The organism is Paenibacillus sp. Soil750 (assembly GCF_001428045.1).
Lineage (GTDB): Bacteria > Bacillota > Bacilli > Paenibacillales > NBRC-103111 > Paenibacillus_E > Paenibacillus_E allorhizoplanae.
On record NZ_LMSD01000003.1, the window covers coordinates 171,861 to 197,347 of the forward strand.

Consider the following 25,487-nt stretch of genomic DNA (forward strand, 5'->3'; position numbering starts at 1 on the left):
CCCTTGATAGGAGTTGACTTCCTTTGTCCGAACCTACTGTAGTGAAAGTTAAACCCTCTTATTCCGGCCGCATGGGACTGGATAAAGCGCGGACTCAGAAGTGGATTTTTCTCATCCTGGCTGTCGTGCCGCCGTTCGGGGGCTATCTGCTGTTCACGCTGTTTCCGAATGTTTTATCCGTTTACTATGCGTTATTGGATTGGGACGGGCTTACGGATTCCAAGTTTGTAGGGCTCAGCAACTTTGTTACCGCGATTCAGGACGAGTATGTATGGCGGGCGCTTAAGCACAATCTTATTTTTATGGCGACGGTACCGGCGCTGGTCGTGCTCATTTCCTTACTGCTTGCTTATCTGGTCACATACAAGAGTTATGTGGAAAATGAGTTCCTGAAAATCCTGTTCTTTTTTCCGAACGTTTTATCGATTGTCGTCGTTGCTTTATTATGGGCGTTCATATATGACGGCACATACGGCCTGCTTAACAGCGGCCTGAAGCTGCTCGGGATCGATATGAACCATTTTTATTGGCTGGGCAACGATAGTACGGCACTGTGGGCGCTGATCCCACCATGGGTTTGGGGAGGCGTCGGGCTCTATGTCATCATTTTTGTAAATGCTATGTCGGGCATTCCCAAGTCGCTGTATGAATCGGCTATTATCGAAGGCGCAGGACATATGACGAGGTTATTCAAGATTACGCTGCCGCTCATTCTGCCCGTCGTCCGGGTCAGCGCGCTGTTCCTCGTGATCAGCACGCTCAAGACTTTCGAGCTTATTCTGATTATGACTAATGGCGGCCCATCCGGCTCCACGGATGTAATCGGTCTCTATATGTTCAACCTTGCTTTCGGTAAAGAGTACATCAACTACGGTTACGCATCCGCTGTCGGTATGATTCTGTTTGTCATCTTGATCACGGCCAAACTGCTGATGGATAAGTTTCTGCCGAACCGGGGCGTAGAGTATTAGGAACATATTTTTTAAAGAGGGGAGAAGATGAAATTGAAGGAAAAAATGACGTTTATGGACGTTGTGTGGCGTTTGGTACTGTATGTGTGGGCTTTATCAATCCTGTTTCCGCTGGTGTGGGTGTTCTATGAGTCTCTAAAGTCCAATCCGGAATTTTTCAAGGACATCTGGAGCCTTCCCAAACAAGCGCAATGGTCGAATTATGTCATTGCCTGGACCGAATATGGCTTCGGTCAATCCTTGTTAAATACACTTTATTATGTGGGCGGAAGCCTTGTAGTAAGTCTCTTTTTTACTACACTTAATGCCTATGCGCTGACAAGGATGGAATTCAAGGGAAGGAACCTCATTTGGGGCTTGATCATGCTTTCGTTATTCCTTCCCGGCATTAATGCCTTGGTTCCTCAATACGTAATCATGCGTGAGTTACATTTAACCAACAGCCTGACAGGTTTGATTTTGCTGTCCGCCTTAGGGGAAAGTGTATTCTACTTGATGCTTCTGGGAGGCTTTATGAAGTCGCTGCCCAAGGATTTGGAGGAAAGTGCGCATATGGACGGCGCTTCGATCTTTCAAGTTTTTTGGCGAGTCATCGTGCCGCTTTCTACTCCCGGGATTGTTACCGTAGCCATTTTCAAGTTCCTCGGATATTATAACAACTTTATGGGTCCGTTCATCTACTTGAGCGATCCGGAGAAATACACGATTGCGGTGCAGATGTACCAAGCCAATAAAATGATGGAGTTTACGGCGGATTGGGTTACGTTGTTTGCAGGGGTGATGATTGCGATGGTGCCTTCGATCATTGTGTTCATGCTGTTCCAGCGGATGATTATGCAGGGCGCCACTTTAGGTGCGGTTAAGGGCTAGGTAGAGAGAAAAGGGATAGCGATAGGAAGGAGCTGTCTTGTGCACAAATGAACGAGAACACAAGCAGTAAATGGCTGAAGTCTGTGAATCAGCAGAAGGTGCTTCGATTGATTTACGCAGAAGGGCCGATCTCCCGGGTAAATCTGGCGGAGAAAACGGGACTGACCCCGCAGACGATTACGAACATTGTAAACAGGCTGCTTAGAGAAGATATTCTGCAGGAAAATGTTCCGTTGGAAAACGGGGTGGGCCGCAAGCCCGTTCCACTTGTCGTCAAAAGCGGAAATTTATTCGCCATCGGGATCGAGGTTGCGGTCAAATACGTGCGTGGTACACTGGTGGATTTCCGGAATGTACCCATCTGTGAAGTCACGGAAACGATGTTTTCCGGTAGTAATGAAGACCATGATGAGAATAAGGTCGAGTGCATCGTTAAGGTGATCGACCATTTGCTAAAACGGGTGCCGAAGATGAACCAGCTCAAAGGCATCGGATGTAGTATCCAGGGGCTGGTCGATTCCACGGACGGCGTCGTGCTGCTTTCTTCAGGTCTGCATTGGCGGAATTTCCCGCTAAGGGAAAGGCTTGAGCAGCATTACAACCTGCCGGTCTATCTGGAGAATGACGCGAACCTTCTTGCGCTTGTGGAAAATTTGAACGGAAGCCTGGCTGCATCGAATCATAACGTGACAGTAAAATTGGATTACGGCATCGGCGGAGCTCATGTGATGAACAAGCAACTGAATTCGGGGGCCGGACATGTGGCGGGCGAGCTGGGGCATTGTAAAACGTTCTTCGGCATCGAAGCCCTGCCGTGCCACTGCGGAGCCAAGGGCTGCCTGACTACGCTGGTCTCTGGAAGCGGAATGAAACGCAACCTGGGATTTACGCTGGAGGAGTTCGGGCATCGGATTCGGGAAGGGGATCCGGTTGCGCGGGAGTGGCTTGCAAAGATGGCCGAGGCGGTAAGCTCCGCCCTCAGTAACTTGATCACCTTCTTGAACCCAGATCATGTACTGTTTACCGGCAAGGTGCTGGACCATACGGGAAATTATCTGATGGACCCGCTTAGAAAGCGTATTCTGGAGAACATTCCGGAATCCTGCCGTAAGGTCCGACTTCTTCGGCTGGAGCAGACACCGGACGATTCGGTTCTGGCGGCTGGGCTGGTCATGAACCGGTTCTTCGACGTTCCGCCGATACATTTATCAGTCATTTAACGGGGGTTAAGGCTGTTTTGCGAAAAGGAGAATCCTGTATGAAGATTGCTGTAATCGGCTGTGGTACAATGGGCCGTACCCATGGGGCTGAATGGATTAGAATGCCCGGTATTAAGCTTGTCGGAGTGTGTGATATGCAGGAAGAAGCAGCTCGGGCGCTTGCCGGGAGGTTGGAGACAAAGGCTTTTTCGGATTTCGATCAAATGGTGTCGGAGGCGTGTCCGGAGGTTTTAGATATCTGCTTACCAACGCACATGCATAAGGAATTTGTTCTCAGGGCCGCCCGTCTCGGGAAGCATATCATTTGCGAGAAGCCATTCGCCTTGTCGCTCGAGGAAGCGGATGAGATGACTGCTGTCTGCGAGCAGCAGGGAGTAAGGCTGTTCATCGGTCATGTGGTACGCTTCTTCCCAAGCTATACCGATATACGCTGCAAGGCTGCAGATGGAGTAGTCGGGAAGCCTGGAGTGCTGCATACAAGACGGATGGGCGGTAATCCGGGTGTTGCGAAGACTTGGTACACCAATAGTGAGATCAGCGGCGGAGTGATCCTCGACCTAATGATTCACGATATTGATTTTGCTCAAAGCATCTTCGGGAAGGCCGTATCCGTGTATGCAATGAACCGTAGGCACGAGGGTCTCGACTATGCTCTGGCTACCCTGCGTTTCGAAAATGGCGGGATTGCGCATCTCGAGGGCTATTGGGGATTTCCAGGCCCTTTTACGACGAGCGTGGAACTGGCCGGCAGTGGAGGTGTCATCCGCTTTAACAGTGAGGAAGCCGTTTCGCTCAAGATGTTCAAAGTAAATAACGATTTGCCTGAGACCCCTGCTCTCCCGCTTCCCAAAAGCCCTTCTATGTATAATCCGTATTACTTGGAGCTCGCTCATTTCGTGGAATGTCTGCAGACCGGCGCCGAGCCGGACATAACGATCGCTGACGCCCGAAGTGCGCTGCAGACGGGCCTTGCCGCGATTGAATCCGCCGCCACAGGTCGTCCGGTACGTATACAGTGATGAAGTTGGACAGGAAGGGGAGAGACGTATTGACTGAGTTAACGAATGTTGTAAAGATAGGTATGATCAGTTTCGCCCATGGCCATGCTGCCGGCTTCTATCGCCAGCTCAGGATGCTACCAGGTGTGAAGGTAGCGGGCATAGCGGATGAGAACCGTGCTCGGGTGGAGCCGTTTTTGCAGGAGGATGCCGAAATCCGTTATTTTGCGGATTACCGTGAGCTGCTGAGCAGCGGCTGTGATGCGGTGGTCATCTGCTCGGAGAACGTTCATCATGCCGAGGTCACGATTTCCGCAGCGGAAGCGGGAAAGCATGTGCTGTGTGAGAAGCCGCTAGGCTTGAACGTGGAGGAAATGGAACAGATGGTAGCTGCTTGCGAGAAGAACGGAGTCCGGCTGATGACAGCGTTTCCCTGCCGCTTCCTTCCTGCAGTTGTGCAGGCCAAGGCAGCGATCGACAGGGGCGAAATCGGCGAGGTCGTTGCAGTGAAAGGCTCGAACCGAGGCACCATGCCAGGAGGTTGGTTCATTGATCCTGCGCTATCGGGTGGAGGCGCCCTACTGGACCATTCCGTTCATGTCATGGATCTGCTCAACTGGATGTTGGACAGTCCTGTAACGGAGGTGTACGCTGAAGCTGCGACCCTGTTTCATGAGATTCCAGTGGATGACGCCGGGATATTGCACGTGAAGTTCGCGAACGGAGCTTTTGCTTCGATCGATACCAGCTGGTCGCGCACGAAGTCCTTCCCTTACTGGGGAGATGTTACGTTGGAGATTGTTGGATCGAACGGTCTGCTTTCCGTCAATGCCTTTGGCCAGAAGAGCGAGGTCTACAGCGACGAGAGAATGAAAGCCCAGTGGAGCCACTGGGGAGACGATATGAACCGCAGTCTGGTGAAGGCTTTCATCGATGCGATAAGAAACAACAGGGAAGTGCCGATTACCGGCAAGGACGGCCTTCGGTCGGCTGCTGTCGCTGCAGCGGCTTACGAGTCGGTTCGCCGGGGTGAGCCGATAACTTTGGATGAAAGTGGACGCGTGAAGGCTTAGCAGGAAATAAGCTGTCGCAGAATCCCGACCTGGTTTATGACGGGCAAGCTGTTGGAAGTTTTGGGCGAGTGCCTGTCGACAGTCTGTCGTTGTAATCGGAAAGAGAGCATGGAGGAGATCAAGGGAATGCCTGAATATAAATTGCTGGCTTTGGATATGGACGGCACGCTGCTTACCGACGATAAGCAGGTGACGGAAGAAACGAAGAAGTGGCTCCGGAAAGCTGTGGATCATGGGGTAACCGTAATGTTCGCTACAGGGCGGGGGATGCAGACCGCAAGCTCTTTTTGGGAGGAACTGGAGCTCGATTCGCCTATGGTTATGTTGAACGGAGCGGAAATTTGGGAAGGGCCGAACCAGTTGATGGCTCGCACCTATTTGCCGCGAGAAACCGTTCGCCGGCTGCATGAGCTGGCTCGCCGGGAAGATGCTCACTTCTGGGGATATTCCGTGGAGAGCCTGTCTGGCCAGGGCAATTGGAGCGAAGAGCTGTTCGAAACGGATTGGATGAAATTCGGCATGAAGCATGACGATTTGGGGGTAGTGGCGCGTATCCGTGAGGAGTTGCTCGGCTGGGGTGAGTTAGAGATTACCGCTTCCGCTCCGGTCAATGTGGAAATCTCTGTCAAGGGAATCACGAAGGAAAGCGGCGTGCGGAAGGTTTGCCGGTTGCTTGGCGTCGAGATGGCGCAGGTCTTGGCGGTTGGCGACAGCGAGAATGATATTTCGATGCTGCGGGCGGCTGGGCTTGGCGTGGCGATGGGCAACGCTGAGGAGCAGGTCAAGGCGATCGCTGATGCCGTCACTGCGTCCAACAACGAGGACGGTGTCGCCAAGGTAGTGCAAAAATTTATTTTTGGTCTGGACATAACCGAGTTCTGAACAATTGTATAAGGGGCCTGAGAGCCGGGGGTTAGTGCCGGTATAAAGGTAGGGGGAAAACATAGTCGTAAACTCCACCGCTCCCTTCAGTAATCAAAGTACAGGCAAAATTTGCATTCCTGTAAATAAGAATTGGGTCGTAAACGATTATACACCATTGTTTATGGAAGGAATGGTCATGTGGAAAAAAAAGAGAAGAATCTGATAGAGCAATACGATCCCGGAATGCGTCCCAATGAAACGTTCGATGGCTTGATTCATTGGTATTCCCCTATGGAGCAGCCTTTTCAAATTTCCGGGTTAGCTTGGTTTGCGCAAGAAAAAATCTATCGCAGATTGCCGACTTTACCATCCGGGGCTACTCCGGAAGCCGTCGATCGCTTAGCCAATCATACTGCAGGAGGACAAATCCGGTTTCAGTCGGATTCCTCTTCTCTATCGGTAAGGGTGAAACTGAAAGGCAAAGCCAATATGGTACATATGCCGGCAACCGGACAATGCGGCATCGATTGCTACGTGGGTTCTCCCGACAGTCTCCTTCCCCTAAGGTACGTCAACACAACGAAATATGACCTCATTCTCACCGAGTATGAATGTGCGTTATTTACCAATTGGAATGTCTCGATGCGTAATATCGTCCTTAACTTGCCGCTCTATCAAGGGGTGGAGGAGATATGGATCGGTTTAGATGAGGGCGCAACCGTAACCGCTCCTCCCAACTACGCTTCCGGAAAGAAAGTAGTCATCTATGGAACTTCGATTACGCAAGGCGGCTGCGCCTCGCGGCCTGGCATGGCTTATACGAACATTTTGAGCCGAAGAATTCCGCTGGAATTTATTAATCTTGGTTTCTCTGGAAGCGGCAAGGGAGAGCCGGAGGTTGCCGAAATCATTTCGCAGATTAATGACCCTGCGTGTATGGTCATTGATTATGAAGGCAATTGCGTGAGCACCGAACTTTTCCGTAAGACACTTCCGGAATTTATTAGAATTTATAGGGGAGTTCATCCGGTAACACCGATCTTGGTTGTCTCGCGAATTCGTTACGCGCGTGAGGAGCTGACCCCACACTTGTACGAGGCCAGAATGGAACGTAAGCGTTTCGAACAGTCTCTCGTTAACGAGTTGCGGGAGCAAGGGGACTTGAATATTTATTTCTTCGACGGCTCCGGATCGCTCGGTAATGAAGATTTCTTCGAATGCACAGTAGACGGCTCGCATCCAACGGATCTTGGTTTTCTGCGGATGGCAGACGCACTTGAACCAGTTCTAAAAAAACTGCTTTTATAATATTTACATAGCGTACAATCAAGCCGGCAGCGATTTGCAGCCGGCTTGTCGTGATTACATACGACTTTCCAAGCTTCGCGCAGTACGCTGGTATTCCCAATTTGAGTGTCTTCCGGAATACGGCCAAAGCGGAACTCGTTATGAGAACTGGTTCTTATGTGGGGGAAAAGAATGGATCGACTTCAAGTAGACATTCTTGAACGATCGTGTTGCTTCTGAATGATGATTTGTTTATGCATATTTATACAATTGGAAATGGAGCTCAGCAAATTTTTTTCTAACTAATTCTGCAACAAACTGTTTCTTTGCCGCTTCACACTATTAATTCTTATAAATTCTGCAAGAACAAAAACGGAGCAACGCGGATTCGCGGGCTCGTTTTCTAATTAATTCTGGAATATCACATCACCCTGGCTGTCATCTTCCTCTTTTTGTTCCTTTTGTTCTTGAAATTCAACATGTGATTGCCCCGTTATGTAGTCAAACGGATTGTAACGGCTGTCCGGAATTTGCTTCTTAATGACTGTCTTCACCATTATGTAAATGATTATGACGAAGATGGGGAAAATGAGACCGAGCAAAGTAAGTGTTGAAATATCTATGTGAAGCACCTCCATATGACTATATTCTACCGTAAAATGCCCTAATATTGACAGGCAACCCCCATAAAGTTATAATTTGCCTTATCTATATGTGAATTAAAGCGTTGATGAAACTTAGTAAGCCATAGCTCATCGTCAGAGAAGAGGTTCCGCTTGGCAGCGAAAACTGCGAAGATCGGCTGGAAGAACCTTTCGGTGCTAGGATGGCCCAAAGCTCGTTTCGGAGTGTGGATGAACTCCACCGGTTGGACCCGTTACAAATCCGCACAAGGAGATTGGATTCGCTCTACGCCGTTGGCAAGGGGAGTACGAAACCAATAACCAGGGTGGTACCGCGATGATTCGTCCCTGTTAGCTGCAGGGGCGTTTTTTGTTTTTTGTAAACTTATCCTAAATATGGAGGCTCACAGAGATGAAAGCAAGTGAAATTCGTTCGAAGTGGTTGCAATTTTTCGCAAGTAAAGGGCATAAGGTTGAGCCGAGCTCCTCATTAGTTCCGCACAACGATCCATCTTTATTGTGGATTAATGCAGGGATTGCACCGTTAAAGCCATATCTGGATGGACGTGAAATCCCAGAGAATCCACGGATTACGAATGCTCAGAAATGTATTCGTACCAATGATATCGAGAATGTAGGTAAAACACGTCGTCACCATACCTTTTTTGAAATGCTGGGCAACTTCTCTATTGGTGATTATTTCAAGAAAGAAGTTATTCCATGGGCTTGGGAGTTCCTAACAGATCCGCAATGGATCGGCTTTGATCCAAATCGGATTTCAGTAACCGTTCACGAAGATGATGAGGAAGCTTTTGACATTTGGAACAAGCAAATCGGCATTCCAGAAGAGCGTATTTATAAGTTGAAAGAAGATAATTTCTGGGATATTGGTGAAGGTCCTTGTGGTCCTTGTACAGAAATTTTCTACGATCGCGGCGATAAATACGGTGACTTGTCTGATCCAGAGTGCTGGCCTGGCGGCGAGAATGAGCGTTTCCTTGAAGTGTGGAACCTCGTATTTACACAGTTCAACCACAACTCCGATGGCAGCTACACACCGCTTCCTAATAAAAATATTGATACAGGCGCAGGATTGGAGCGTTTCGCTTCCATTCTTCAGGATGTTGACTCGAACTTCGATACCGATCTGTTCTTGCCGATCATTGAGAAAACGTGTGAGCTCACTGGTGTTACTTACCATGTAAATGAAGAGCATGATGTGGCTCTTAAAGTCATCGCTGACCATATCCGTACAGTAGCTTTCTCCGTTGGAGATGGCGTGCTTCCTTCCAATGAAGGTCGCGGCTATATCATTCGCCGTTTGCTGCGCCGGGCAGTTCGTTATGGGAAAGTACTTGGACTTGATAAACCGTTTTTATTCAAGCTGGTGTCTACGGTTGGCGACATCATGGGTGTTTATTACCCAGAGGTTGTAGATAAGCGTGAGTTCATTGAGAAAGTGATCCGTACCGAAGAGGAACGTTTCCATGAGACGTTGAGCGACGGGTTGATCATTCTTGCCGAGATGGTTCAGAAAACGCAGCAAGCAGGCACGAACCAAATCAGCGGGCCGGATGCTTTCAAACTTTATGATACGTACGGCTTCCCGTTTGATTTGACGGAGGATTTTGCGTCGGAGAAGGGGTTAACCGTTGATCGTGCTGGCTTTGATGCTTCCATGAAGGAGCAGCGGGATCGCGCTCGTGCAGCTAGTAACAAAGAAGGCGGCATGAAGGTTCAAGGCGGACCACTGTCCGAATTAACGATTAAAAGCGAATTTGTTGGATATAATGAATTGGTAGTTACTGCTAATATCGAAGCGATTGTCCATGAGAATGAGCTCGTGGAGCTTGTCGGAGTTGGTGAGACTTGTCAGGTTGTTCTAGATCGTACGCCTTTCTATGCAGAGAGCGGTGGTCAAGTTAGTGATCATGGTACGATTCGTAATGGACAAGTCACTCTGCAGGTTGTTGATGTGATGAAAGCGCCGCATGGCCAACATGTACACAAGGTTATTGTTGAATCTGGCGTACTTCGCAAAGGTGACTCGGTAGAGGCGATTGTAGCGTCTGCACCACGTACGGATATCATTAAAAACCATACAGCGACTCACTTGCTGCATAAAGCCCTTAAGGAAGTGTTGGGCACGCATGTTAATCAAGCGGGGTCCCTCGTTGAACCAGATCGCTTGCGGTTTGACTTCTCTCATTTCGGCTCTATCACTAGTGAAGAGCTGCAAGACGTAGAACACCGTGTGAATCAACAAATTTGGAATAGCACGAATGTAGATATTTCCCTCAAAGCGATCGCAGAGGCGAAAGCAATGGGCGCTATGGCACTATTCGGTGAGAAGTATGGCGACATCGTTCGCGTTGTACAAGTCGGCGATTATTCCTTGGAGCTCTGTGGAGGATGTCACGTTCAAAATACAGGTCAAATCGGTTTGTTCAAAATTGTAAGTGAATCAGGGATTGGCTCCGGCGTACGTCGGATTGAAGCCGTTTCTGGACGCAGTGCGTATGAGTATTTGGATGGTCAACTGCAACTGTTAAAAGAAGCAGCTGGCTTGCTGAAATCGAACATCACGGATGTTCCTAAACGCGTTGATGCTACCTTACAGCAATTGAAAGAGTTGGCGCGTGAGAATGAGTCACTTCGTGGAAAGCTTGGTCGTATTGAAGCAGGTTCGCTCACGGATCAAGTGAAACAAGTTGCAGGTGTTTCTGTTCTAGCAGCCCAAGTCAATGCGGCTGATATGGATTCTCTTCGTAACATCGTTGATGAAATGAAAGGGAAGTTGGGTTCAGCTGTTATCGTTCTCGGTGCTGCTGCAGAAGATAAAGTCAATCTAGTTGCTGCTGTAACACCTGATTTGGTTTCCAAAGGCTTCCATGCGGGTAAAATTATTAAAGAAGTCGCGGGGGCCGTTGGCGGCAGCGGTGGCGGTCGTCCAGACATGGCGCAAGCCGGTGGTAAGGATGCATCGAAATTGCAAGCGGCGTTAGCGAGTGTCGAGGGGCTACTTTCCCAATTCGTATAATTATTTTTCTAATGGACAGGAATTTTTAAAACCATAGAGAATATATCACATGTATAACGCAAGTTTTTTCAATTATTTTACAAAGGTCACAAGGAAGTGGGGTGCTCCTGATGAGTTCCATGGACAAAACGATGAAGTTCAATGTGAAGGCGGAAGAGATCGAAACTTCGCCGAAGGATGTATTGCTGGCGGTGTATGATGCTCTTCAGGAAAAAGGGTATAATCCGATTAACCAGATTGTTGGTTACTTGCTTTCGGGAGATCCTGCCTACATTCCGCGTCACAATAATGCGAGAAGCCTCATTCGTAAACGGGAACGGGATGAACTGATTGAAGAATTAGTTCGTGCATATCTGGGTCAACACAAATAGAAGAAAAGAGAACCAGCATGAGATGGATGGGCTTGGATTATGGGGATAAAACCATTGGTGTCGCATTAAGTGATGAGCTTGGATGGACGGCCCAAGGGCTTGAAGTGATTCGCCGCAATAAGCCGGGAGAAGACATTGAACGGCTTATACAGATTGTTAATGAATATGGCGTATCGCAGGTTGTAGTGGGGTTGCCCAAGAATATGAACAATACGATTGGCCCCCGCGGCGAGATTGCGATTGCCTTTTCTCAAGAATTAGAGCAAAAAATCAGTGTACCAGTACACCTATGGGATGAGCGATTAACAACCGTAGCTGCGACACGGACGCTTCTTGAAGCGGATGTAAGTCGGAAGAAACGGAAGCTAGTCATTGATAAGATGGCTGCACAGCTAATTCTACAAGGGTATATGGATGCCAATATGAAGAGGTGAATGAACATGTCCAAAGAAGAATTGCGTGAAGAAGAACCAGAAATCATTTACATCCCGGACGATGAAGGCAACGAAGAAGAGTTCGAGGTTATCATGAAATTCGAAGTGGACGGTTCAGATAAGAAATATATGATGGTTGTGCCTACAGACGGCGGAGACGAAGAATCCGACGAAGTGTATGCATTCCGTTACGAAGAAGACGACGATGGTGAGGATTTGAAGCTATTCACCATTGACGACGAAGAAGAATGGAACATTGTGGAAGAAACGTTCAACACCTTAATGGCGGAGTTCGATGAGGAAGAAGAAGCATGAGTTTGACAACACCTTCTGATGTATTGCGCAAAACTTACGGGGATGATATTCTGTTGTCTGACGACCAAAGTGAGTCGACGGTGTATCAACTTCTGAAAGAATTCGTCTATGAGAACCAAACATATGCTGTTATGCAATCGGAAGCCTTGAAGAAGGAAGAGGAAGTTGCTCTTTTTCGTGTCATTTCGGGTGCTGACGGTGAATATGAACTAGTTACCATTGACGATGACGATGAGTGGGAAACGGTTTCGGAGTTATACGACGAAATGGTTTTCCCTGAGCAAGACGATTTGTGAGAAGTAGATAACCGAGCGGATGATATCCGCTCGGTTTTGTTGTGCATATGGTTAATGCTAGTAAGGTAAGCTACAGCCAAGGCTTGATGAGGGATGTTCTTAGGAGGAATCGAAGCGTTGTGAATATGGATGATGAGCTAGAAGAATTACAGAAGCCTAAGCGTAGAGTGCTGAAATGGGTATTGATTAGCTTTAGCATCGTTGTGTTGCTTGTTCTCGGTACAGCGGGTGGCATTGGATTGTTTATTGCAAGTGCGCTGCAGCCAGTTGATGCTACTGACCAAGAGGTCCGTGTATCGATTCCGCAAGGCTCCAGCTCGATACAGATCGCAGATGAATTAGAAACCAAAGGTCTCATTAAGAATTCTTCCATTTTCACGTACTATTTAAAGTTTAAAAAGCAGGGCTCCAAATTTCAAGCTGGTGAATATGCGATGAAGCCAGGTATGACATTTGAAGCGATGATTGATAAGCTCAACAAGGGAGATGTTGTGAAGGAAGACATGATTCGCATCACGATACCTGAGGGCTTTACAATTGAGCAGATCGCCACGAAAGTGAGCGAACAGAGTACTTGGAAGAAAGAAACGTTTCTGGGGCTTGTCGATGATCCTGCAGGCTTTAAAAATGAGTCAACGCTATCCATTCCGGACACTAAAAATATCAGACATCGACTAGAGGGATATATATTCCCTGAAACGTATGAATTTAAGAAAGGCTCTACCGAAAAGGAGTTTGTCGAACGTTCATTAGACCAACTAGACAAGATGCTCGCGACGCTTCCACCTGATTGGAAGGACAAGTTAAAGGCTCGTAATCTCTCGATACACCAAATGCTGACGATTGCTTCGTTGATTGAGCGGGAGGTTGTTGTTGATTCGGAGCGAGCTACTGTTTCCGGGGTCATCGTGAATCGTTTGAAAATGAACATGCCGCTTCAGATTGATGCGACGGTACAGTATTTATTCGATAAGTCAAAGGAGCGCTTATTGGAAAAGGATCTTCAAATCGAGAGTCCATATAACACGTATTTGAATACTGGCTTGCCACCAGGTCCGATTGCGAGTCCTAGTCTAGCCTCGATTAAGGCAGCAATCTATCCGGAGGAAACGAAGTATGTTTTCTATGTGACGAAGAAGGATGGAACTATGGGTCATTTGTTTGCAGAAACCTTTGAAGAGCATAAGAAGAATATTGCAAATAGTAAGAAGGCCACGAATTAAGTTGACAGAAGGTAGGTAAGCACGTGAATAAACCAGAATTAGTCATCAGCTGTGGTTCAGTCGCTGATTTGAAACAAATGATACTTGCAGGTGCAGATGCCGTTATTATAGGGGAAGATCGCTACGGGCTTCGGCTGCCAGGCGAAGTGAAGCTGGATGAGATCGGGGAAGCCGTCGCATGGGCTCACGAACGGAACGCGAAAGTGTATGTCGCGGTCAACAATATTTTGGATAATCAAACACTCGAAGGTTTAAAAGATTACTTAGCCGCCCTTCAGGCAAATGATGTTGACGCCATTATTTTCGGAGATCCAGCAGTCCTTATGACGGTTCGTCAATTGCCTAAGTCGCTGCCTCTTCATTGGAATGCGGAAATGACTTCAACGAATTATGCAACCGCGAATTATTGGGGCAAGCAAGGCGCAGTTCGAGTTGTTCTCGCAAGAGAGTTGAACATGGAGCAGGTGCTGGATTTTAAAGCGAAGTCAGAGATTCCTGTTGAAGTTCAAGTGCATGGAATTACGAATATTTATCACTCCAAGCGTGAGCTTGTCAAAAATTATATGGCACATCAAGGGACAAAGACGGAAGAGGACCGTTCGAAAGAGCGTGGACTATTTCTTATTGAACACGAACGACGCGACCAACGTTATCCTGTCTATGAGGATTGTAATGGTACGCACATTATGAGTTCCGAAGACTTTTGTATGCTTGAGAATTTGCCAGAGCTTATCGATGGGAATATTGATAGTTTGAAAATTGAAGGCTTGCTCAAATCATCAGAGTACAATGAAACGGTCGTAAAAAGCTATCGCGCTGCGATTGATGCTTATATTGCGAATCCCGAAGGCTATGAGTTTCAACAAGAATGGCTGGATGCGATTGTGGCGCTACAAGATCCTGAGCGTGAGCTAAGTTTCGGTTTTTTCTATAAAGAACAGGTATATTGATCGAAGAAAGAAGGTGCACTCCTAGATGACTACAGCCGTAGAAGCACGAGCCAGAGGTAAGCGTGTAAGACTAGATAAGCCGGAGCTTCTAGCTCCAGCAGGTAATTTGGAAAAGCTGAAATTTGCGATTCATTATGGCGCAGATGCTGTATATATCGGTGGACAGAAGTACGGTTTACGTTCAAACGCGGATAATTTCTCCAAAGAGGAAATGCGTGAAGGTGTCGAATTCGCCAAGCAATATGGTGCCAAAGTATTCGTAGCAACGAATATCTACGCACATAACGAGGATATTGAAGGCTTAGATGAGTACTTGCGAGGGCTGCAAGAGGTTGGTATTTCGGCTATTATCGCCGCAGATCCCATCATCATGGAAACGTGTCGACGCGTTGCTCCGGAGCTCGAAGTCCACGTTAGTACGCAGCAGTCGGTGATGAACTGGCAAACCGTACAGTTCTGGAAAGATCAAGGAATCGAACGTGTCGTATTAGCGCGTGAGGTCAGCATGCAGGAAATCGATGAAATCAAGGCGCATGTGGATGTCGAAATTGAAGCCTTTATTCATGGCGCCATGTGCAGTTCATACTCGGGGCGGTGTGTGTTGTCCAATCACTTTACGGATCGCGACTCGAACCGCGGCGGCTGCTCGCAATCATGCCGCTGGAAATATGACTTATTCACGAAAGATCAGCCGCCTGATGCCCCCTTGGCAACGGATTTCCCTATGTTTGCTGAGGATGATGATGCTTTCACCATGGGATCCAAGGATTTAAGCATGATTGATCATATCGCGGATATGATTGAATCGGGTGTGGATAGCTTTAAGATCGAAGGCAGAATGAAGAGTATTCACTACGTGGCAACGGTTGTGAATGCTTATCGTCAGGCGATCGATGCATATTTCGAGGATCCTGAGCACTTCAAGCTCAATCCTGTGTGGCAAGATGAGATTCATAAAGCGGCGAATCGACCTTTGAACGATGGATTCTTTTATGAAGCGCCAGGTCATGAGGACCACATTTTTGAACCAGAAGATAAGGTCGTTGGTTTTGATTTCGTTGGATTGGTTATGGGGTATAACGCAGATACTGGTATTGCTCTTATTCAGCAAAGGAATCATTTCAAGCCTGGCCAAGAAATTGAGTTTTTCGGCCCTGAAGGGACGCATTTTAAACAAACGGTTGGCGTTATCCAAGATGAAGCGGGTCAAGAATTAACCGCAGCTAGACATCCCTTACAGTTAGTTCAGATAAAAGTGGATTTACCTGTGAAAAAATGGGATATGATGCGTAAGAAAACAGGAAAATAGTACCATGGAAGCTTTCTCCAGTGTAAGTTATATTGGAGAAAGCTTTTTTTTATTCTTTTATATCGTTTTATAGAGGATATTGGAAATGAATGTCGAAATTTACGTGTAACAATGCATGTAAACCTTTTCATTTGAGTAAACAATCAAAAGAAGGTAATTAGAAACTAATGGTGGTGAACGAAATGACAAAAAAACTCCAAGGTATCCGCTCCATTTTAAACAAAGTAGTTCAAGCAACTGGTCAAGTTCGAAGGGGTCGAAATGTTGACACTGCAGGTGGTGGATCAACTTCACCGAATGGTACATACGCGTTCAAAGGTCCGAGCAACATTAAGCTCGAAAATCCTGTGAAATCTGTTGGTATGAAGTTATTTCTGATGTTTTTTATTAGTATTTTGTTTTTCGTTCTTGTAGTAGGGATGATTTCGTATTCTGTCTCCAAAAGTGTAATTAAGAATAAGGTGTCCGAATCCAGTTTACAAACCGTGACACAAGCAGGTCAGAAATTAGATTTCCTGTATCAGACCTTTGATGATGTATCGTTACAAATTATGCTCAATAAAGAATTGCAGGATTTACTTGATAAGGTTCCTAAATTGGAGGCATCCTCCTATGAAGCACTAGATGTTACACGTCAATTGACAGAGAAATTAAACGTAGTGACCTTCTCCAACAAATCAATTAAAACGCTTCATTTGTATCGTCCAGACGGTAAGTTGATTGTGATTACGGGAGCTGGTGGCTCTCCGGCAACTGAAAATTCTGCTTCGACAGAGTGGTTTAAAGCAACTGTAGAAAACGCGGGTAAAGTGACTTGGTTAGATAGTCAAGCCAAAGGTTACTCAAGCAGCTCTACGAATACGTTTGCGATCAGCCGTCTGATGCGTAATACGTTAACGAACTCTTCTACTGCTGTTCTAGTCTTAGAACTAAGCACAGACATTTTAACGAAAGAGCTTAGCGGAATGTCATTAGGGGATGACAGTAATGTCATCATTACGAATACGGCGAATAAGAATATTGCATTAAAAGATATGAGTCAGATTGGCAAGGAATCTTCAATCCAACTTACGAAAGAACAGATTGCAGAGGAACATGGTTCCTTTATTACGAAAGATGATCACTTGGTTGCATTCTACAAGTCAGCCGTATCGGGTTGGAACTTGGTTGGTGATATTCCAGTTAGTGCGCTAGTGAAAGATGCGAAGAAAATTTACAACTACACGCTCCTGATCGCCTTATTTGCTGCGATTGCAGCGGTCATCATCGGTATCATCGTAGCTAGAATGATTGGTAGTCCACTGATTAATCTACGTAACCTGATGCAGCAAGGTGCCAAAGGTAAACTAACGGTTCGCGCCAATTACAAGTCCAAGGATGAGATTGGGCAGCTAGGTGCAAGCTTTGACGTCATGATGCAGCAGATCACGACACTGGTACAACAAACGAGTACTTCTGCACAGGCCGTATTTGAAACGGCGCAAGAATTGACGAACTCCTCTAAAGTAACAGCAACAGCGGCAAGAGAAATTGCTGTTGCGACGGATGAGATTTCCAATGGCGCAGGCGGTTTGGCAACGGAGTCTGAGAAGGGCAACGAGCTGACGCATCATATCGGCATTCAAATGAAACAAGTTATTGAAGCCAATCTTGAGATGGGAACTGCGGCAGCGGATGTACAAACGTCCAGTGAGCTTGGAACGAAGTACATGTCAGAGTTGATTGCCAAAACGAATCTGACGGAAGAAATGATTCGCTCCATGGTTGATAAAGTGGATAAACTGAAAGAAAGCACACGTTCGATCCGTAAAATTTTGGATCTGTTGAATAACATTTCGAAGCAAACGAATATCTTGTCATTGAATGCCACGATTGAAGCGGCACGTGCAGGTACAGCGGGCAAAGGCTTCATGGTCGTTGCAGATGAAATTCGTAAACTTGCTGATCAGTCTAAACAATCCATTGATGTTGTTGGTCAAATTACCGAAACGATTCAAGGTGAGATCGACGAAACCGTTAAAGTTCTTTCTACAGCAACCCCAATCTTCCAAGAACAGATTATGGCTGTAAAAGAAGCAGATACCATTTTCAAACAAGTAACGAATCATATGGGTGGCTTTATTGTTCAATTGAGCACCGTAAGTGACTCCATTTCTACACTAGAACAATCACAAGTGGTGCTGTCGGATGCAATGACGAATGTCAGTGCAGTTGCTGAGGAATCGTTGGCGACTTCCGAGGAAGTTGCTTCCCTAAGCTCCGAACAACTGAGCATTAGTGATGGTTTGGTGAAATTGTCGGACAAGCTGGATCAATTGTCCCAATCATTGACCGATACATTATCCAAATTCGAAGTGTAATAGCAAGTCGAGTCCACTCTCCAATCGGAGGGTGGATTTTTTTGCATTTTCGCAGCGTGCAAGCGGTTTGATGTGAAGCTAGAATGCCGATACTGATAGCAATAAGGTCAATTGAAGCATATAAAAGGGGATCGTACCATGAGTGAGAATCAATTATCATCGATGGAGAAGAGACGTATGTTTTTGATGCTCTTTTTGATTCTGCTTGTATTTCTAGGTATATTCGGTAAATTATTCTGGATCCAAATCGCCGCAACGGAAAGCTATTCATCACGAGGAATCAATTTGGTGAAAAATTCCGTGATTCAAAGGCAACGCGCACTTGTCTTAGAGAGTGGAAGAGGCGAGATATTAGATCGCAATCTACAGCCATTGACTGGCAAAATTGTGAAAGCGCTGGTCGCTTTCCCGATCAATAGCGAATTTGCGATGAATGGGCAGGAGGTGAGCCAATTAGCACGTATTCTGAAGACGAATAAAGAGGGTTGGTTATCCTTTGCTCGTAATTTGAAAGAGCCGCAAGTATGGGGGACGCAAGATGGGGGGAAGGCACTCTCGTTGAGTTCCCAACAAGTGAAGGAGATAGATGGGTTAGGCTTAGCGAATATTAAGGTAGTTGAAATGGAAGACCGCTATCCTACTGGCATGACAGCACGTCAGCTAGTTGGCTTTATCGGTCAAAATCCAGATCGTGTAATGCAACTCTACGGCTCAGATTTGGAAAAAGGGCGACTTGCTCTGACTTCGAAGATTGGCGGAGCAGGCCTTGAGAAATCGTTCGACGCATGGCTTCGGGGTGTGGGTGAAACCTCGATATCCTATTTCACGGATGCGGGGAAGAGGCCTCTAGCGGGATTGGACGCACGGATGATTGCACCGGATAACTCTTTCTACCCTGTGAAGCTAATTACGACCTTAGACAGCCATGTGCAGCAGCAAATTGAAGCTCTAATGGATAAGTTGAATATTCGCGAAGGAGCGGCAGTTGTGCAAGAGGCAGCACAAGGCGATGTTATCGCAATGGCGAGCAGGCCGAACTACAATCCTTTACAAGTAGATCTAGCCAGTAATAATTGGAGTAATTATGCAATCAAAGCGACGGCTCCTGGTTCGATTTTCAAAACAATTGTAGCCGCGGCAGCGTTGGATGAGAAGGTTGTGACACCTACGGAAACGTTTGATTGTGAAGGGGCGCTCGGGAAGTATGGCTTTACTTGCTGGCGGAAAGATGGGCATGGACCTTTAACCTTAGAAGAGGGATATGCGCAATCGTGTAATATTGTGTTCGCGAATGTCATGCGGCGTCTAACTGCCGCTCAATTAGAGAAATATGCCAATAAGTTAGGTGTACTTAATGAGGTAGGCTGGACAGGGAAAACAGATACGAGAGATGCTTTTGAACAATTTGATTCCGAAGAGAGAGGGCAATTATTTGCTGCACATACCCCAGAGAATGATGAGGGGGTTCTCATGCAAACGGCAATTGGTCAAAGGGACGTCAGAATGACTCCACTGCAGGCTTCGAATATGGTTGTGACCTTGTTGAATGATGGGAAGGGTTTTACCCCTAGAGTTGTGCAAGAAATCCAATATCAAACGGGACGTGAGATGGAGGCATTTCCTGTTAAAAGCTTAGCTTCTGATGATGGCAAAATATCAGCTGCAACGAGTCGTACTTTGCTGAGTTGGATGAGGGAGGTTGTCACAGAAGGAACAGGTCAAAGTCTGCAAGGCGCGAAGTGGAAGCTGGCGGGTAAATCAGGGACAGCGCAGATTCAAAATGGTAATCAAGAGAAAGTAAATCAATGGTTCATTGGCTATGGACCTGTGGAGACTCCTCGTTATGCCGTTTCTGTCGTAATCAAAAATACAGACCCAACAGAAAGTAATAAGGCGATTCCTTTATTTAAGGGGATCATGGACATTTTGGCGAGCCAAGGGTTGTCAAACAGCAAATAACAGGTATGATGGATGTTAAGCCTATTTGGCTATCCAGGCTGATGACACATTCTAAACTCAGGAGACTTAACATAATGGCGACCCAACTGCCTTCAACTTTACGCTTGCTAGATCGTTCAAATGATACCGAATCTAAACCGATATTATATGCTTTTGCTTTAGAAGAGCTTTTATGCCGTGCAATTGGGCAAGGAACATCTCCCATCTTACATATTTGGCGGCACCCGCGTGCGTTCGTTATGGGATTAAGAGATAGCCGATTGCCAAGCGCAGCGAATGCAGACGAATGGCTGCGAAGCCAAGGTTATGATACAGCTGTACGTAATTCTGGTGGAGCGGCAGTACCCTTAGATAAGGGAGTTGTTAATATTTCTTTGCTGCTCCCGAAGGAAGCGGGAGATATGGAGCATCGCAAAGATTTCGACCTAATGGTCGGAGTAATTCGAGAAGTAATGGCTTCCATTACGGACCGAATTGACCAAGGAGAAATTATTGGTTCATTTTGCCCAGGAGAATTCGATCTGAGTATTGGAGGGCGTAAATTTTGCGGTATTGCACAACGCAGACAGCAGCTTGCTATTTCAGTACAAGCTTTTCTAATTGTTGAAGGGCGCGGCGAGGAGAAGGCTGCATTAGCTCGTGGTTTTTATGAGAGAGCTGCCATATCATCAACCAAACATGACTATCCGATTGTGGTTCAGGAAAGCATGTCAAGCTTAGCGGAGTGTTTGCACTTGCCATTAACAGCAGAGTTGTTTGTTGAGCAGCTGCGACAGGAAATGAACAATCGAGGCATTCCGTTTGCTCAAGCTGAGGAAATCGCCGGCTATCCCGACGATTCTCAGATACATGAAATGATTACGCTAATGAAGGAGCGCTATGCGATTTCATCCTAAAAAATAATGCAGCGCTTCTGGCAGTTCAATTTGCCAAAAACCCCATATATGCTTGCCAGGTTTCTCTGTATAGTGAAGCGTGGCATTTTTGTCTTGCAAAAACGTGTGCGTCAGTCTGTTTTCCCGGACGAAATCGAAGGTACCCCGCTCTGTTGTAACGTCAGTTTCGTCTGTGCCGATTAACATATAAATCTCAAGCCAAGATAAGTCATCCTCTTGTTTAATTCTTTCACGGGTTATGTCGAAAAATGCGCCTGACAAGGATATAACTCGGCAAAAAAGGCTAGGATAATCTAAGGCGAGATGCAAGGAAACTGTTCCACCAAGTGAATCTCCTGCAAGAATGCGTTCTGATCGCTCCGTACGGACGGGATAACGACTTTCTACATAAGGGAGAAGCTCCTCTGCGAAAAATTGACAGTAGACATCATGACGCTCTCCTTCAGGCGCATATTCGGATGTCCGATTCACATTATTCACATCGACACCGACTACGATGGCAGGCTCTAAATCCTCATCTAAGATTAAACGAGTAAGGGTTGTAGCAATTCTGCCAAAATTAAAGAACTGTTCACCATCTTGACAGTAAATAACGGGATAAGAGAGTAGTTCGTTATAACCAGGGGGGAGATAGATCCGCAGGGGACGATTTTCTCCAAGCAGGCTCGAGGTGACTTCATCTTTGACAATAGTACGCTTATACAAACGGGAGTCGTCTAGCATCGTGGATCTCCTTCTCAATTGGGGTAGGTGTATTATAGCAGTTGTTGTTTCCTTATAAACTGTATTATATATTTTGTTAAACTGTACTATTCACTGACAGTAAAAAAGGTGAGATACCCCGCCACTACTGGTGTACAATTCACCAAAACAGGATTATAATAATACTATAACAGAAGTTCAGATAGTAGGCACCAAAATCATATAAGAGGTGAAATGGTATGAGTAAGCCACTTGTCAGCCAAGCAAATTATGAAGTGACCACAGAAAAGGTTGAGCCATTGCAGGTTCTTGCTCCAGACGGCACAGTCGTAAATCCCGACAAAATGCCGAAGCTTAGCGATGAACAATTAAAAGAATTAATGAGAAGAATGGTATTCACACGCGTATGGGATGAAAGAGCAGTTAATCTTGGTCGTCAAGGCCGTCTTGGTTTCTATGCACCGGTTTCTGGTCAAGAAGCATCCATGATCGGTAGTGAATTTGCCCTAAATAAAGACGATTTCATTTGCCCTGGTTACCGCGATATGCCGCAACTGGTATGGCACGGTCTTCCGCTTTATCAAGCATTCTTGTATTCCCGCGGTCATCAACATGGCGGACAAATTCCGCAAGATGTTCACGTACTTATGCCACAAATTATTATCGGCGCACAAATTCTTCACGCAACAGGCGTAGCGATGGCTTTCAAAAAACGCAACCAACCGCGTGTAGCAATCACATACACAGGTGACGGCGGAAGCTCTGAAGGTGATTTCTACGAAGGTATGAACTTTGCAGGCGCATTTAAATTGCCTGTCATTTACTTTGTACAAAACAATGGTTACGCGATTACAACACCTTATTCGAAACAAACAGGAGCACTTTCTGTTGCACATAAATCCGTTGCTGCGGGTATCAAAGGCGTGCAAGTAGATGGCATGGACGTTCTAGCTGTAGTTCAAGCTGTTACAGAAGCTGCTGAAAGAGGACGCAAAGGCGAAGGCGCTACGTTGATCGAAGCATTAACATACCGTTTCCGTCCACATTCCTTGGCCGATGATACGACGAAATACCGTACTAAAGACGAAGAGTCCGATTGGGAACCAAGAGATCCGCTTACACGTATGCGTTTGTTCTTGACGAAAAAAGGTCTTTGGAGCGAAGAAGAAGAAGCGAAAGTGAAGGAAGAAGCGAAAGCTACTGTTGCTGAGCACATCAAAAAAGCGGAAGAAACAGAGAAGATGACAGTCGCTGGTTTGATCGACTCCATGTTCGAAGTTACGCCTTCACATTTGGAAGAACAAAAAGAATTGTATAAATAGAGCAAACGTTCGAAACAAGTTTTAACTTTAGGAGGCACAGAGTAGTCATGGCACAAATGACAATGATTCAAGCGATAAAAGACGCGATGCGCGTAGAATTAGAAAGAGATCCTAATGTTATTTTGTTCGGTGAAGACGTTGGTAATGTTGGTGGCGTGTTCCGTGCAACAGAAGGATTACAAAAAGAATTCGGCGAAGAGCGCGTATTCGATACGCCTCTTGCTGAGTCCGCAATCGGCGGACTTGCGGTTGGTTTAGGCGTACAGGGCTTCCGCCCAATCGCTGAAATCCAATTCGTAGGTTTCATCTACGAAGCACTTGACCAAATTTGCGTGCAAGCAGCTCGTATGCGTTACCGTTCCGGCGGTCGTTATAACTCCCCAATCGTATTCCGTACGCCATTTGGCGGCGGGGTAAAAGCGGCTGAGCTTCATACTGATGCACTTGAGGGTCTACTTGTTCAAACACCAGGGATTAAAGTTGTTGTTCCTTCCAATCCTTATGATGCGAAAGGACTACTAATTGCAGCTATTCGCGATAATGACCCTGTTTTCTTCATGGAGCATTTGAACTTATACCGTGCGTTCCGCGGCGAAGTACCAGAAGGCGAATATACAGTCGAACTTGGTAAAGCGAATGTTGTCAAAGAAGGTTCAGACGTTACAATCATTACTTACGGCGCAATGGTACACACATCCATGAAAGCCGCTGAAGAAATCGAAAAAACAGAAGGTGTGAAAGTCGAAGTTATCGACCTTCGTACACTTCTTCCATTGGATATTGATACCATTGTCGCTTCCATTAAGAAAACAAATCGCGCGATTATCGTTCAAGAAGCGCAAAAAACATCTGGAGTAGCTGCAGAGGTTATTGCTCAAATTAATGAAAAAGCGATTCTACATCTGGAAGCGCCAGTTCTACGTATTTCACCACCAGATACGGTGTATCCATTTGCACAGATCGAAGATGCTTGGTTGCCAAGTCCAGCAAGCGTTATTGCTGGAATTAAGAAAGTACTTGAATTCTAATTCACCCAGTCGAAGGTAACAGGAGGTCGTACACGTGGCATTGTTTGAATACAAGTTCCCAGAGCTTGGTGAAGGCATACATGAAGGCGAGATCGTGAAAATGTTAGTTAAAGCGGGTGACACCGTAACTGACGAAACGATTCTTATGGAAGTACAGAATGATAAAGCAGTCGTTGAAGTTCCTTGTCCGGTTGAAGGCAAGATCGTCAGCGTTGCAGTCAAAGATGGACAAGTCTGCACAATCGGTGAGCTTGTGATGACGATTGAAGTGACAGGCGAGATGCCTGCGGCTTCAATGCATCAAGGTTCCAGCCACGCGGCACCAGCCGTGGCTGTAGCAGCTCCACCTGCTGCGGCACCTGCGCCAGCAGCAGTAGCAGCACCAGCTGCAGCTCCTGCGGCAGCAGCTGTACCAGCAGCCGCGCCAACAGGTAGCGCGGGCCGTGAAGTGCTTGCGACGCCTAGCGTCCGTAAGCTGGCAAGAGAGAAAGGCATCACACTCGCAGAGGTGACGCCTACAGGGAAGCACGGCCGCGTAACACGCGAGGACGTGGAAGGCTTTGGAGGAGCTGGCACAGCGGCTACGGCAGCAACAGATGCAGCAGCACCAGTAGCTGACGAAACAGCAGCGGCACCTGCGGCGTCATCAGTGCAAGTAGTAACATCTGGCGATCGCGTCGAAGAACGGATTCCGTTCAAGGGCATCCGTAAAATCATCGCGAACGCGATGGTTAAATCCGTGTACACGGCTCCGCACGTGACATTGATGGATGAGATCGACGTGTCGGCACTTGTCGCTCTTCGTAACCGTACGAAGCCTCTAGCAGAGAAAAAAGGCGTGAAACTGACATACCTTCCTTTCATCGTGAAAGCATTGGTTGCAGCTTGCCGTCAATTCCCGGTCATGAACGCGATGATCGACGAAGAGAAGCAAGAAATCGTCTACAAAAAGTACTACAACATCGGGATCGCAACAGATACAGACAACGGCTTGCTCGTTCCTGTTATCCATGATGCTGACCGTAAAAACGTATGGTCCGTCGCAGCAGCGATTAAGGATTTGGCTGTGCGCGGTCGCGAGGGCAAATTGTCTCCGAACGAAATGAAAGGCGGCACCATTTCGATCACGAACATTGGGTCTGTTGGCGGTATGTTCTTCACACCGGTAATCAACTTCCCTGAAGTTGCGATCTTAGGTGCAGGCCGTATCACAGAAAAACCAGTTGTGAAAAACGGTGAAATCGCTGTTGGACACGTAATGGCGCTTTCCTTGAGTTTCGATCACCGTATCGTTGACGGAGCGACAGCACAAAGCTTCTTGAACTACATCAAACAGCTTCTGGCTGATCCAGAGCTTCTCGTCTTGGAGGTGTAAC

At 46.7% G+C, this 25,487-nt stretch carries 24 protein-coding genes; 22 read left to right on the forward strand and 2 right to left on the reverse strand.

Features of this window, described 5'->3' with window-relative positions:
- The first annotated feature begins 23 nt into the window (after window positions 1-23).
- The 7 genes from ASL11_RS05065 (at window position 24) to ASL11_RS05095 (ending at window position 7,304) form a co-directional block, all read left to right on the forward strand.
- Window positions 24-971 (forward strand): carbohydrate ABC transporter permease, encoded by a 948-nt coding sequence (locus ASL11_RS05065; protein WP_056610470.1) that lies wholly within the window; start codon window positions 24-26, stop codon window positions 969-971.
- A gap of 27 nt (window positions 972-998) precedes the next feature.
- Window positions 999-1,841: a carbohydrate ABC transporter permease gene (locus ASL11_RS05070; RefSeq protein ID WP_235550382.1), complete on the forward strand. Its 843-nt coding sequence runs from the start codon at window positions 999-1,001 to the stop codon at window positions 1,839-1,841.
- A 47-nt stretch (window positions 1,842-1,888) separates the two neighbouring features.
- Window positions 1,889-3,061 carry an ROK family transcriptional regulator gene (locus ASL11_RS05075; protein ID WP_056610472.1) on the forward strand — a complete coding sequence of 391 codons (1,173 nt, stop codon included), beginning with the start codon at window positions 1,889-1,891 and terminating at the stop codon, window positions 3,059-3,061.
- Between the two features lie 38 nt (window positions 3,062-3,099).
- A complete protein-coding gene (locus ASL11_RS05080; RefSeq protein WP_056610474.1) occupies window positions 3,100-4,080 on the forward strand; it encodes a Gfo/Idh/MocA family protein in 981 nt (326 codons plus the stop codon).
- Window positions 4,080-5,132 (forward strand): Gfo/Idh/MocA family protein, encoded by a 1,053-nt coding sequence (locus tag ASL11_RS05085; protein WP_056610475.1) that lies wholly within the window; start codon window positions 4,080-4,082, stop codon window positions 5,130-5,132. Before ASL11_RS05080 ends, ASL11_RS05085 begins: the two co-directional genes overlap by 1 nt.
- A 126-nt stretch (window positions 5,133-5,258) precedes the next feature.
- On the forward strand, window positions 5,259-6,014 hold the full coding sequence (locus tag ASL11_RS05090) for a Cof-type HAD-IIB family hydrolase (RefSeq protein WP_056610477.1): 756 nt from the start codon (window positions 5,259-5,261) through the stop codon (window positions 6,012-6,014).
- A gap of 180 nt (window positions 6,015-6,194) precedes the next feature.
- Window positions 6,195-7,304 carry an SGNH/GDSL hydrolase family protein gene (locus tag ASL11_RS05095; RefSeq protein ID WP_235550383.1) on the forward strand — a complete coding sequence of 370 codons (1,110 nt, stop codon included), beginning with the start codon at window positions 6,195-6,197 and terminating at the stop codon, window positions 7,302-7,304.
- Window positions 7,305-7,690: 386 nt separating this feature from the next.
- Here ASL11_RS05095 and ASL11_RS05100 read toward each other — a convergent pair whose 3' ends face one another.
- Complete coding sequence (locus ASL11_RS05100) at window positions 7,691-7,921, reverse strand: DUF3951 domain-containing protein (protein WP_056610479.1); 231 nt, start codon at window positions 7,919-7,921, stop codon at window positions 7,691-7,693.
- A gap of 138 nt (window positions 7,922-8,059) precedes the next feature.
- On the opposite strand from ASL11_RS05100, the gene ASL11_RS36295 reads away from it, so the two are divergent.
- The 12 genes from ASL11_RS36295 to ASL11_RS05155 all read left to right on the forward strand — a co-directional run bounded on the left by ASL11_RS36295 (window position 8,060) and on the right by ASL11_RS05155 (window position 21,059).
- Window positions 8,060-8,227: a hypothetical protein gene (locus tag ASL11_RS36295; RefSeq protein WP_157256823.1), complete on the forward strand. Its 168-nt coding sequence runs from the start codon at window positions 8,060-8,062 to the stop codon at window positions 8,225-8,227.
- 91 nt (window positions 8,228-8,318) lie between these two features.
- Window positions 8,319-10,946, forward strand: a complete 2,628-nt coding sequence (gene alaS / locus ASL11_RS05105; RefSeq protein ID WP_056610481.1) for an alanine--tRNA ligase — start codon at window positions 8,319-8,321, stop codon at window positions 10,944-10,946.
- A 110-nt stretch (window positions 10,947-11,056) separates the two neighbouring features.
- Window positions 11,057-11,317, forward strand: coding sequence for an IreB family regulatory phosphoprotein (locus tag ASL11_RS05110; RefSeq protein ID WP_028555746.1), 261 nt, complete (start codon window positions 11,057-11,059; stop codon window positions 11,315-11,317).
- 17 nt (window positions 11,318-11,334) lie between these two features.
- Complete coding sequence (gene ruvX / locus ASL11_RS05115; protein ID WP_056610483.1) at window positions 11,335-11,751, forward strand: Holliday junction resolvase RuvX; 417 nt, start codon at window positions 11,335-11,337, stop codon at window positions 11,749-11,751.
- 6 nt (window positions 11,752-11,757) lie between these two features.
- Window positions 11,758-12,066, forward strand: coding sequence for a DUF1292 domain-containing protein (locus ASL11_RS05120; protein WP_056610485.1), 309 nt, complete (start codon window positions 11,758-11,760; stop codon window positions 12,064-12,066).
- Window positions 12,063-12,362: a DUF1292 domain-containing protein gene (locus ASL11_RS05125; protein WP_056610487.1), complete on the forward strand. Its 300-nt coding sequence runs from the start codon at window positions 12,063-12,065 to the stop codon at window positions 12,360-12,362. Before ASL11_RS05120 ends, ASL11_RS05125 begins: the two co-directional genes overlap by 4 nt.
- Window positions 12,363-12,487: 125 nt before the next feature.
- Window positions 12,488-13,585 carry an endolytic transglycosylase MltG gene (gene mltG / locus ASL11_RS05130; protein ID WP_056610624.1) on the forward strand — a complete coding sequence of 366 codons (1,098 nt, stop codon included), beginning with the start codon at window positions 12,488-12,490 and terminating at the stop codon, window positions 13,583-13,585.
- Window positions 13,586-13,608: 23 nt separating this feature from the next.
- On the forward strand, window positions 13,609-14,535 hold the full coding sequence (locus tag ASL11_RS05135; protein WP_235550384.1) for a peptidase U32 family protein: 927 nt from the start codon (window positions 13,609-13,611) through the stop codon (window positions 14,533-14,535).
- Window positions 14,536-14,560: 25 nt separating this feature from the next.
- On the forward strand, window positions 14,561-15,844 hold the full coding sequence (locus tag ASL11_RS05140) for a peptidase U32 family protein (RefSeq protein ID WP_056610489.1): 1,284 nt from the start codon (window positions 14,561-14,563) through the stop codon (window positions 15,842-15,844).
- Between the two features lie 182 nt (window positions 15,845-16,026).
- Window positions 16,027-18,204 (forward strand): methyl-accepting chemotaxis protein, encoded by a 2,178-nt coding sequence (locus tag ASL11_RS05145; RefSeq protein ID WP_056610631.1) that lies wholly within the window; start codon window positions 16,027-16,029, stop codon window positions 18,202-18,204.
- Window positions 18,205-18,342: 138 nt separating this feature from the next.
- Window positions 18,343-20,163: a peptidoglycan D,D-transpeptidase FtsI family protein gene (locus ASL11_RS05150; protein ID WP_056610491.1), complete on the forward strand. Its 1,821-nt coding sequence runs from the start codon at window positions 18,343-18,345 to the stop codon at window positions 20,161-20,163.
- A 74-nt stretch (window positions 20,164-20,237) separates the two neighbouring features.
- Window positions 20,238-21,059, forward strand: a complete 822-nt coding sequence (locus tag ASL11_RS05155) for a lipoate--protein ligase family protein (RefSeq protein WP_235550385.1) — start codon at window positions 20,238-20,240, stop codon at window positions 21,057-21,059.
- On the opposite strand, the gene ASL11_RS05160 is transcribed toward ASL11_RS05155, so the two are convergent.
- A complete protein-coding gene (locus ASL11_RS05160) occupies window positions 21,051-21,782 on the reverse strand; it encodes an alpha/beta hydrolase (RefSeq protein ID WP_056610493.1) in 732 nt (243 codons plus the stop codon). The two genes, ASL11_RS05155 and ASL11_RS05160, sit on opposite strands and share 9 nt — an antisense overlap.
- A 218-nt stretch (window positions 21,783-22,000) precedes the next feature.
- On the opposite strand from ASL11_RS05160, the gene pdhA reads away from it, so the two are divergent.
- From pdhA to ASL11_RS05175, 3 genes are read left to right on the forward strand one after another with little or no spacing between them, the layout of a single operon-like run.
- Entirely contained in the window at window positions 22,001-23,083 is a 1,083-nt protein-coding gene (gene pdhA / locus ASL11_RS05165; protein WP_056610495.1) for a pyruvate dehydrogenase (acetyl-transferring) E1 component subunit alpha, read from the forward strand.
- A gap of 47 nt (window positions 23,084-23,130) precedes the next feature.
- On the forward strand, window positions 23,131-24,111 hold the full coding sequence (locus ASL11_RS05170) for an alpha-ketoacid dehydrogenase subunit beta (protein WP_056610497.1): 981 nt from the start codon (window positions 23,131-23,133) through the stop codon (window positions 24,109-24,111).
- A gap of 34 nt (window positions 24,112-24,145) precedes the next feature.
- A complete protein-coding gene (locus tag ASL11_RS05175) occupies window positions 24,146-25,486 on the forward strand; it encodes a dihydrolipoamide acetyltransferase family protein (protein ID WP_056610500.1) in 1,341 nt (446 codons plus the stop codon).
- Window position 25,487 lies beyond the last annotated feature (1 nt).